Source organism: Colwellia sp. BRX9-1 (genome assembly GCF_014077195.1).
Taxonomy (GTDB): domain Bacteria; phylum Pseudomonadota; class Gammaproteobacteria; order Enterobacterales; family Alteromonadaceae; genus Colwellia_A.
This window is the reverse complement of the sequence record NZ_JACGVM010000001.1, coordinates 563,758-574,484: the sequence shown is the minus strand read 5'-3', so window position 1 is coordinate 574,484 and position 10,727 is coordinate 563,758. Positions and strand designations below refer to the sequence as shown.

6 protein-coding genes are annotated in these 10,727 nt (G+C 38.3%); 4 read left to right on the top strand and 2 right to left on the bottom strand.

Translation table 11 applies throughout. The features are described 5' to 3' along the window. Positions 1-991: 991 nt before the first annotated feature. A complete protein-coding gene (locus tag H4J76_RS02625; RefSeq protein ID WP_182230055.1) occupies positions 992-3,691 on the bottom strand; it encodes an SLBB domain-containing protein in 2,700 nt (899 codons plus the stop codon). A gap of 436 nt (positions 3,692-4,127) precedes the next feature. Here H4J76_RS02625 and H4J76_RS02620 point away from each other — a divergent pair, with 436 nt between their 5' ends. The 4 genes from H4J76_RS02620 (at position 4,128) to serA (ending at position 8,429) form a co-directional block, all read left to right on the top strand. Next, a complete protein-coding gene (locus tag H4J76_RS02620; protein ID WP_182230054.1) occupies positions 4,128-5,660 on the top strand; it encodes a peptide MFS transporter in 1,533 nt (510 codons plus the stop codon). Positions 5,661-5,781: 121 nt separating this feature from the next. Further along, positions 5,782-6,384 carry a 5-formyltetrahydrofolate cyclo-ligase gene (locus H4J76_RS02615; protein ID WP_182230053.1) on the top strand — a complete coding sequence of 201 codons (603 nt, stop codon included), beginning with the start codon at positions 5,782-5,784 and terminating at the stop codon, positions 6,382-6,384. A 51-nt stretch (positions 6,385-6,435) separates the two neighbouring features. Beyond that, on the top strand, positions 6,436-7,092 hold the full coding sequence (gene rpiA, locus H4J76_RS02610; RefSeq protein WP_182230052.1) for a ribose-5-phosphate isomerase RpiA: 657 nt from the start codon (positions 6,436-6,438) through the stop codon (positions 7,090-7,092). A 107-nt stretch (positions 7,093-7,199) separates the two neighbouring features. After that, positions 7,200-8,429, top strand: a complete 1,230-nt coding sequence (gene serA / locus H4J76_RS02605) for a phosphoglycerate dehydrogenase (RefSeq protein WP_182218522.1) — start codon at positions 7,200-7,202, stop codon at positions 8,427-8,429. Positions 8,430-9,822: 1,393 nt separating this feature from the next. Here serA and H4J76_RS02600 read toward each other — a convergent pair. After that, positions 9,823-10,713, bottom strand: a complete 891-nt coding sequence (locus H4J76_RS02600) for a L,D-transpeptidase family protein (protein WP_182230051.1) — start codon at positions 10,711-10,713, stop codon at positions 9,823-9,825. Positions 10,714-10,727 lie beyond the last annotated feature (14 nt).

Below are 10,727 nucleotides of genomic sequence, written 5' to 3'. Positions count from 1 at the left end.
TCGTCAAAAAAATACGCTAACTCATCACTTAACATGCTTTATTTCCTGTAAAAAGAAATAAATATGACACACTCAAAAGATCGTTCAAGTACTATATTTCATCTAAAACGATCAGCATTGGAAACGAGTTCAGGATGACGTGGTTGTGTTCAGGATGACGGTGGAGGTGTCTGCCTGACGGGGTACACAGGTAGAATTACGTAATTCTTTTGTCGTCATGCTGAATTTATTTCAGTATCTAGGTTTTGGTTCTAAGTACAGATCCTGAAACGAGTTCACGATGACAGTTTGTGTTTAGGATGATGGTGATTGTTAAGAGTAAAGGGGGTTGTTAATTATAACGTTGCTCGCTTTACTCTTTTTTCGTCATGCTGAATTTATTTCAGTATCTGGGTTTTGGTTCTAAGTACAGATCCTGAAACGAGTTCAGGATGACGGGGGTGGTGTTCAGGATGACGTTGGAGGGTCTGGCTGACGCAGGCACACAGGTAGAATTACGTAGTTCTTTTGTCGTCATGCTGAATTTATTTCAGTATCTGGGTTTTGTAGAATAAGTTCAGGATGACGGTGGAGAGTCTGGCTGACGGGGGCACACAGGTAGAATTACGTAGTTCTTTTGTCGTCATGCTGAATTCATTTCAGTATCTGGGTTTTGGTTCTAAATACAGATCCTGAAACGAGTTCAGGATGACGGTGGTGGTGTTCAGGATTACGGTGTTGGTGTCTGGCTGAATGGGCACACAGGTAGAATTACGTAGTTCTTCTGTCGTCATGCTGAATTTATTTCAGTATCTGGGTTTTGTAGAGTAAGTACAGGTCCTGAAACAAGTTCAGGATGACGGGTATGTATTCCGGATGGTGGGGTTGTTCTTATTTGCTGAACTGGTTTATGTTTGGGTTTTATTCAACAATGTAAAGTCCGATAAAGATCGGACTTTACATTGTTGTTTTGTTAGAAAATCATCTATTTTTAATTTTCATAAAACAAATATTAAAGTCCACTAATGGCCGCTATGGCAACCGCTGTGTTATACATAATGGTTGTCGCTGTTGTCCACAAGGTTAAGTTGTTCATGTACTCTGAATCAAGTGGTACAACAATTGAATCGCCCGGTTTTAAAGCTGAGTCAGCACCGCCGCTAAACCAATTGCTTTCTTCAAACATTTGGATACTACCGTTTGACGAAATAATATAAATTCTCTCATCATCGGCACGTTTTTTTAAGCCGCCGCTTTGCGTTATATAATCTTCGACACTGCTTGATGAATCAAACATGTGTGAGCTATTCACTTGCACTTGCCCCATAACATTAATTGAACGATTCTGAGTTGGGATGTACAGTACATCGCCGCCCTCTATGGCAATATCATAATCATTTTTGGCTATAACTTGCGGTAAATTAATAACTAAACGCCCTAGCGGTTCTACCTTAGATAGGTCTGCTAATAACGATTGAATTTCACTATATGAAGTTACCCCGCTGTTGCTTGATAAAGACTTAGTTGCCATTTCAATACGTAAGTCGGCACTTACTTTCATTAAGTTTTGTCTTTCAAGTTGTTTTAACTTTGTTCTTGAAAAAACAGAGCCATTGGGATCTGCAAAAGCTGTTAATCCTCCCGCTTTAAGAATAATACTTGATAAGCTGTCTCCACGACGGACTGTATATTTACCCGGAAAAAGCACTTCGCCGCGCAACTCTATAACATGGTTTTCACTCCATGAAGGGATACGGTGAATGTTAAGGCGATCTTTACTTTTTAGCAAAATATTATCTTCATCAATATTATTGAGGGCATTCACTAAATGAATATTTTTAGAGGTTTTTACAGAGTTAATACCACTCATTTCATTACGTGTTAACTCAGCCCTTGATAAATAAGCTGACTCTTTAACGCCACCGGCTGCTAAAATTAAATCGATTACCCGAGCCCCTTTACCTAATGGATAAACCCCTGGAAATTTAACTTCACCATCAATTTCAATTAACTTTACCGCTTCACCAGATCCTGCTTGGTATCGAAGTTTGTTAACAATAGGCACCAGTAGACGTTGGCGAGAAAACAATGCCATTTCTCGAATTGTCACATTTTCGTGCTCTGCACCACTGTTAATATTATTAATAGAGGTATAAATTTTTTCATCTTTGGTCTCAGCCATAACATCATTTTGCTCATGGGTTTCCCAAAACTCTTTTTTCTTACTCGTTTCAATCGCTAAATTTCTTTCTTTCGCTAATAACTCTTCTTGAGTGTAGGCGAGCTCGTCTAATAAGAATTGTTCTTCAGAGAATTTAAAGGCTTTCGAGAAGATGATAATTTTATCATTACTGCTGAGTTGGATATTGCTCTTAGAATTTTTATCAGCAAACACATTGGCTAAATTAAACTGTAAAATTTCAATATTACGGGCACTATCGATTTCTCTAACGACAATGCCGTAATTTAAATCGGCGTAAGGTAATAGGTGAGCGTCAGCATTGGTAATAACATCGGATAACAACATGTTTTGTTGTAACTGGTATTTACCTGGACGTGCTACAGCGCCTATTAAAGTAATTGAATCGACATATAAGTCTGAGCTTTTTAACACTCTAATAAAATCACCCGCTTGAACTTTTTCAGCTTTTTGGGTTTTATCAGATAAATCAATATTTAGGATACTACGTAAATCGCTTTTGTTATAACGCTCTACGATAGTAGATTTTGGGTAAGCCGCGGGTAAAAGTCCGCCAGCCATTTTAATGACATTAGAAAAGTCGTCTGATTGGCTCAATTCATAAATAGCAGGACGTCTTACTTCGCCGGCAATTGACACAGACTTGCCTTGAGGAGGAATAAAAACGACATCGCCTGATTGCAACAAAATATCACTTGATGAATCACCTTCAATTAATAAGTCATATAAATCGACTTGTTGAATTAGCTTCCCTGAACGTTTTACTTGAATATTTCTTAATGAGCCAATATCACTGACACCACCTGCAGCAAAAATGGCATGGGTGACTGAAGATAATGAACTTAACGTATAGGGGCCAGGTTTATAAGCTTCACCTAAAACAAATATACGCATAGAGCGTAATTCAGCTAAGCTAACCACCACATTAACACCAATAATTTTTTGTTGAATTTTATTAACAACAAAAGTCTTTAATTCTGAAAATGTTAATCCTGCAACACTAATGGGGCCCAGGTTAGGAAAAACCAACTCACCTTCACGTGTCACCGTTAATTGCATTTCACGATTTTCTTTACCGAAAACCTGTATTGAAACTGAGTCTCCCGTACCTAAGATATACCCTTCTGGAATGGCAATATCCATAACCGGAGAGAATGTTGTTGGCGAATTTGCAAATACATCTAAACCGAACCGTGGCAAGGTCTTAAAAATAGCTTCAGCTTTCTCTGTTTCTTCGGCATCTTTGGCTTTAAGGTTTTCATTGTTCAGGCTATTTATATCGCGTGGCATTACCTGTGTATTAATAGAAGCGTTTTGTGTATTACTTCCTGATAACTGAGCCTCAATAGCATTTAAATCGACGCCCATACTTTTGGCTAATGCTTGTTGTTGAGATTTAGGTAACTTTTTAAATTGTTCAATTTGCTGAGCAGACACTTGCTGGGCATGTAAATTTAAAGAAAGCGCAAAAAGTAAAAAGGTTGCTATAAGATAGCGAGTAATGTTCATCATTGGGGCAATAAATTTCCTATAAATGCGAGGTATAACATTAGCTCAATACTTATAAACCATAAAAATTAATAATGGCCAAATATATCGACTAAATAAGTTCTAAAATTAACGTTTGGAGTTTATCAGTAACAAGCTATTGAATAAAGTAACTTGCTTACCTTTTATAACGTCAAATAATTAATTTTGGGGAGTCTGTTTATTATTTTTCTTTCTAAAAATATCAAAAGTAACTAAAACATTACATCTGCTTAATCAAATCTCGATGCCAAACTATTGCCTTTCATGGCAAGCACAGGTATAACACACGCTGACTTTCGCAAATAAATTTGACAATAATTACAGCGCAAAGAACTTATTTCAATATTTTAAAATGTTTTTAGCGAATTAAAATAATAATATTTATCTGTAATTTACACTTATCTTAGAGGAATTTTTTATGAGCAAACCTGATTCAGGTTCTTTTTTTGGCCATCCGGCAGGGTTACAAACGCTGTTTGTTACAGAAATGTGGGAGCGCATGAGTTATTACGGTATGCGTATGCTACTTGTATTATTTATGACCGCTACTTTACAAGAAGGAGGCTTAAGTTTAACTGTAGCTTCTGCAGCTGCTATATATGGTTTATATACTGGTAGTGTTTATTTTATGGGCTTACCAGGCGGTTGGATAGCTGACCGATTAATTGGTGGTCAAAAAGCAGTTTGGTACGGCGCAATCATTATTATGATTGGCCATATCATCTTAGCTATTCCGAATGACACCACCTTTTTTATTGGTTTAATCGTCGTCATTTTAGGTACGGGTTTATTAAAACCAAATATTGGCGCTATGGTGGGTCAATTATACTCAGATGAAGATGTTCGCCGTGATAGTGGTTATGCCATTTATTATATGGGCATCAATTTAGGTTCAGTTATTGGCTATGCAGTTTGTGGCTACTTAATGGAAAATGTTGGTTGGCATTGGGCGTTTGGCGCCGCAGCTATTGGTATGGCATTAGGTTTAATTCAATACAAATTGACTACCCCTAAGCTTCAAGGTATTGGAGAAAAGCCAGTATATCCTATGTCAGAGAAAGCACAAAAAACCAGCTGGACAATTATTGGTATTGTTTTAGCGGTTATTGCGTTTGTTACCTATGCTACTTTTCAAGGCATTATTACTATTGTTCCTGTAACTGTCGCTCAATACGTTGCCGTAGCATTCTCTGCAATTTTCGTTATTTATTATGCGGTAATATATTTTGGTAGTAACCTAACGCAAAATGAAAAGAAAAAACTCTGGGCATTATTATTGATCTGTATTGCATCAGCTTGTTTTTGGTCGGGCTTTGAGCAAGCGGGTTCGTCGATGAATTTATTTGCGCGCGATTATACTGACCGCGTCATTGGATCATTTGAAATACCTACGGGTTGGTTTCAATCTGCAAACTCGTTTTTTATCGTTTTACTATCACCCTTTTTTGCTGCTTTATGGATTAACTTAGGTAAAAGACTGGTAAGTCCTTCTTATGGTATAAAGTGTGCTGTTGGACTAATCATCATGGCGAGTGGTTTTATCGTGATGTTTTTTGCTGCACAATATGCTGCTTCAGGAATGAAAGTTGCCCCTTACTGGTTAGTAGCAACTTACTTCCTACATACAGTTGGTGAGCTTTGTTTAAGCCCTGTAGCACTTAGCGCGGTAAGTAAATTATCACCTAAACGCTTTGCAGGACAAATGATGGGCGTATTTGTTTTAACTTATTCAATAGGTAATATAATTTCTGGTTTATTAGCCGGTAATTACGATCCAAATAACGTCGCGCAAATACCTTCGCTTTATATTCAAATTAGCTTATTTAGCATTGGTATTGGTTTAATCATTTTGTTGGTTGGTTTCAAATCTAGATTTTGGGAAAACTTGCCTGATGATTCAGAAGCATCTACGACTAACGCAAATGGTTCAACGGCAACGACTAACGCTTAGTTAACTATCGTTCATCGTTAAAGTGATTTTGAAAAGCCAACATTTATTGTTGGCTTTTTTATAGCTAATTTTTACTGTAACTTACTTGTTGTTAGGCTTATTTTATAAGGGGTTAAATATCATGAAAACAAGAGATGTGCTTCGCAAAGAAATTCGCTATCAACGCAGTTTATTGAGCGCTGACCAGCAAGCGGAACAATCACTTTTATTATCTAAAAGACTCATTAAAGAACAAGTAGTCAAAGGCGTTCAACACATCGCGATTTATTTAGCCAATGATGGCGAGTTAAATACTCAGCCTTTTATTGATTGGTGCTGGCAAAATAACATCACCGTATATTTACCGGTAATACATCCTTTTAGTAAGAATAACTTACTCTTTTTAAAATATGCTGAGACGTCTATTCTCGTCAAAAACAAATATGGTATTTTAGAGCCTAAGCTTAACGTGCAAGATATAATAACGGTCGCTCAGCTTGATATTATTTTTACTCCCTTAGTCGCCTTTGACCGATATGGTAATCGCTTAGGCATGGGCGGTGGCTTTTATGACCGAACACTTTCGGCTTGGCATGCTCAATATCAACAAAATAAACAAGCTAAACCCTTACCAGTTGGCTTAGCTCACGATTGCCAAAAAGTTAACACTATTCCCTTTGAAAGTTGGGATATTCCACTGCCTAAAATTATCACTCCAACCACCAGCTATAACTTCGATATTTAATCATCTGCTGATATACTTCTACCTAATTTCCCCTCGCTAATTAGGATTCACATGACACAAGATGAAATGAAGAAGGCAGCAGCCCTTAAAGCACTAGAATTTATTAAAAACGATACCATTGTTGGCGTAGGCACAGGGTCTACTGTTAATCACTTTATTGACGCCCTAGCAACAATCAAAGACGACATTGAAGGTGCAGTTTCTAGCTCTGAAGCGTCGACTCAAAAATTGAAAGCCCATGGTATCGAAGTGTTTGAATTGAATAATGTCGGTAGCGTTGATGTTTATGTTGATGGCGCTGATGAAATTACTGAATATCTGTCGATGATAAAAGGTGGTGGTGCTGCACTAACCCGAGAGAAAATTGTCGCGGCCGTAGCAAAAACATTTGTCTGTATTGCCGATGAAAGTAAACAAGTAAAAATGCTAGGAAAATTTCCTTTACCGGTAGAAGTTATTCCGATGGCACGAAGCTATGTAGCGCGCGAACTTGTTAAGTTAGGTGGTGACCCGGTCTATCGCCAAGGCGTAATTACCGATAACGGTTGTGTGATTCTCGATGTGCATAACTTAGAGATACTTGATCCTAAAAAACTTGAAAGCGATATTAATGCCATTGTAGGTGTTGTTACTAATGGGTTATTTGCACTACGTGGCGCTGATGTTTTAATTTTAGGCACTCAAGATGGCGCAAAACTCATAAAATAAATCTTTAGAGTTTATACACTATATGCTAGTTTAGAAATCTAGCCATCTAAACACTTTATATTTGGTTAAGGCAATGACCACTATAGTCCTACATGAGATATTAGAAAATGAGCAATAATTCATTAGCAAAAGAAAAAATTAAGATTTTATTACTTGAAGGTGTCCACCCGAGCGCTGTTGAAGAGTTAAAAATGAAAGGCTACAGCAACATTGAATGTATTAGTACATCCCTTGCTGAAGAAGATTTGATCAAAAAAATTGCTAATGTTCACTTTATTGGTATTCGTTCTCGTACTCAGTTAACTGACCATGTACTAAGCCATGCTAAAAAACTCGCGGCTATTGGTTGTTTCTGTATAGGTACTAACCAAGTTGAAATTAAAGCGGCACAAAAACGTGGCATTCCAGTATTTAATGCCCCGTTTTCAAATACACGATCGGTTGCCGAACTAGTATTAGGTGAAACCTTATTATTATTACGTGGTATTCCTGAAAAAAGCGCAAAAGCTCATCGTGGTGAATGGAATAAATCTGCGGCTGGCTCGGTAGAAGCTCGTGGCAAAACTTTAGGTATTATTGGTTACGGCCATATTGGCATGCAATTAGGCATTTTAGCTGAAACCTTAGGTATGCGAGTACGCTTTTATGATATCGAAACCAAACTTCCGTTAGGTAATGCGAGCCAAGCATCAAGTTTAAAAGTTTTATTAAAAGAAGCTGATGTAGTTAGCTTACACGTACCTGAAACGGTTCAAACTCAAAACATGATGGCAGCAAAAGAATTTGCACTCATGAAAGACGGTGTTATTTTTATCAATGCTTCTCGTGGTACTGTCGTTGATATTGACGCATTAGCTGAAGCGCTTAAAAGTAAAAAAGTCGCTGGCGCAGCAATCGATGTTTTCCCTGTTGAACCCAAAGGTAATGATGAAGAGTTTATTTCACCATTACGCGCATTCGACAACGTTATTTTGACACCACATATTGGTGGGAGTACCAAAGAAGCCCAGTCTAATATCGGCTTAGAAGTTGCCAGCAAAATGGCAAAATACTCTGACAACGGTTCAACACTTTCGGCTGTAAACTTCCCTGAAGTTTCTTTGCCTGGTCATACGGGAACAAGCCGCTTATTACATATACACCGTAACCAACCGGGTGTGTTAACCCAAATTAACCAAGCATTTGCTAAGCACAATATTAATATTGCTGCACAGTACTTACAAACAGACGATCAAATTGGTTATGTAGTTATTGATATCGAAGCACAAGATAGTGTATTAGCATTACGTGAATTAAAACAAATTGACGGCACAATACGCGCACGTATTCTTCATTAATTTTTCTGAGTATTTAGCGTAAACAATAAAAAACGAGACTTAATAAGTCTCGTTTTTTTTATTGCCACATTAACGAGCCATCATTTGACCGTTTAAAAAAACCGATTACAGCCCCGATAATAATGAAATGAAAGAACTTGTAGTCATACTGATTTTATTTCAGTATCTGGTCTTTAAGTGGTTAGGTACGAGATCCTGAAACAAGTTCAGGATGACGGCGATTGGGTTCATACTGATGGGGTTTGGGTTCACACTAAACTTGTTTCAGTATCCACTCTCGTCATGCTGAATTTATTTCAGTATCTGGGCTTTGGGTTGTTAAAGACGAGATCCTGAAACGAGTTCAGGATGACGGCGGTTGAGTTCATACTGATGGGGTTTGGGTTCATCCTGATGGAGTTTGGATTCATGCTGAACTTGTTTCTGTTCCACTCCCGTCATGTTGAATTTATTTCAGTATCTGGGCTTTGGGTTGTTAAGGACGAGATCCTGAAACAAGTTCAGGATGACGGCGTTTTGGGTTCATACTGATGGGGTTTGAGTTCATGCTGATGGAGTTTGGATTCATGCTGAACTTGTTTCAGCTTCCATTCCCGTCATGCTGAATTTATTTCAGTATCCATTCCCGTCATGCTGAATTTATTTCAGTATCTGGGCTTTGGGTTGTTAAGAACGAGATCCTGAAACAAGTCCAGGATGACGGCGGTTGAGTTCATACTGATGGGGTTTGGGTTCATCCTGATGGAGTTTGGATTCATGCTGAACTTGTTTCTGTTCCACTCCCGTCATGTTGAATTTATTTCAGTATCTGGTCTTTGGGTTGTTAAGGACGAGATCCTGAAACAAGTTCAGGATGACGGAGTTTGGGTTCATTCTGATGGGGGTTGAGTTCATGCTAATGGTAGGTTGGGTTCACACTGAACTTGTTTCAGTATCCATTCCCGTCATGCTGAATTTATTTCTGTTTCCATTCTCGTCATGCTGAACTTGTTTCAGTATCTGGTCTTCGAGTTTTTAGGTACGAGATCCTGAAACAAGTTCAGGATGACGGCGTTTGGCTTCATTCTGACGAAGTTTGGGTTCATTCTGACGGAGCTTGAATTCATCCTGGTGGAGTTTGAGTTCATCCTGAATTTATTTCAATTTCCACTCTCGTCATGCTGAATTCATTTCAGTATCTGGGCTTTGGGTTGTTAGGGACGAGATCCTGAAACGAGTTCAGGATGACGGCGTTTGGCTTCATTCTGACGAAGTTTGGGTTCATTCTGACGGAGCTTGAATTCATCCTAACGAAGTTTGAGTTCATCCTAACGGAGCTTGAATTCATCCTGAAGAAGTTTGAGTTCATCCTAACGAAGTTCTATTTTACTCTAATTGACAATATCCCTTTAGCTCAATTTAATGATACAACTACACCTTCTGGATTAGCTAGTAGTGAACTCACTTTTTTTAACATTTGAACATCATTACCGATAAAATGTTTTACTGCCTTTGTCATCTCTAATTCAACTTCGGCGCCATCATCGGGTGTTAATGGACGATGTACTTCTATCTTTTTGCCATCCTGTTCATAAGACATTTTAATGGGCTGTTCGAATATGCGAATAGGTGTGCCTACGGGAATATTATTATATAACCATTCGATGTCATCATCGTACATACGAATACAGCCAGAGCTTGCTCGCATACCGATACCAAAGCGCTTATTTGAGCCATGAATTAGGTATTCACTTGTGCCAATACGTAATGCATATTTACCAAAGGGATTATTGGGTCCTGCGGGTACTTCTCTGACCATCTCTTTGCCATGTTCGGCAAAATAACGTGCGCGCATCTCTGCTGTTGGACGCCAACTCGGGTTTTTACGTTTGTCGCCAATAGTACTGGTTAAATGTGGTGTTTCTAGTCCTTCTCTACCAATACCCACAGGGAAAACGTAAACTAATTTCTCTCCTTTCGGGTAGTAGTACAAGCGTAACTCAGCGAGATTAATGACAATACCTTCACGCTTACCGAAGGGTAGAAGCATCTGCTTAGGAATAACTATATTATGGTCAAGAGGCAATAAAAAAGGATCAACACCGGGGTTAGCGGCAAGTAAGGCAAAAAAACCTACGTTATAATTTTCAGCTAAAGCTTGAAAGTAATCACCTTTTACTGCTTTATGGATAATATCTTCGCCCACTAACCTTGAATTGGCGGCAGGGAGGTTATAAACACTCGCCAAACTTACACAAGTAATAAAACTACTTAACAATAAACTTAATTTAACAACCCACTTCATTAATTTATTACCCT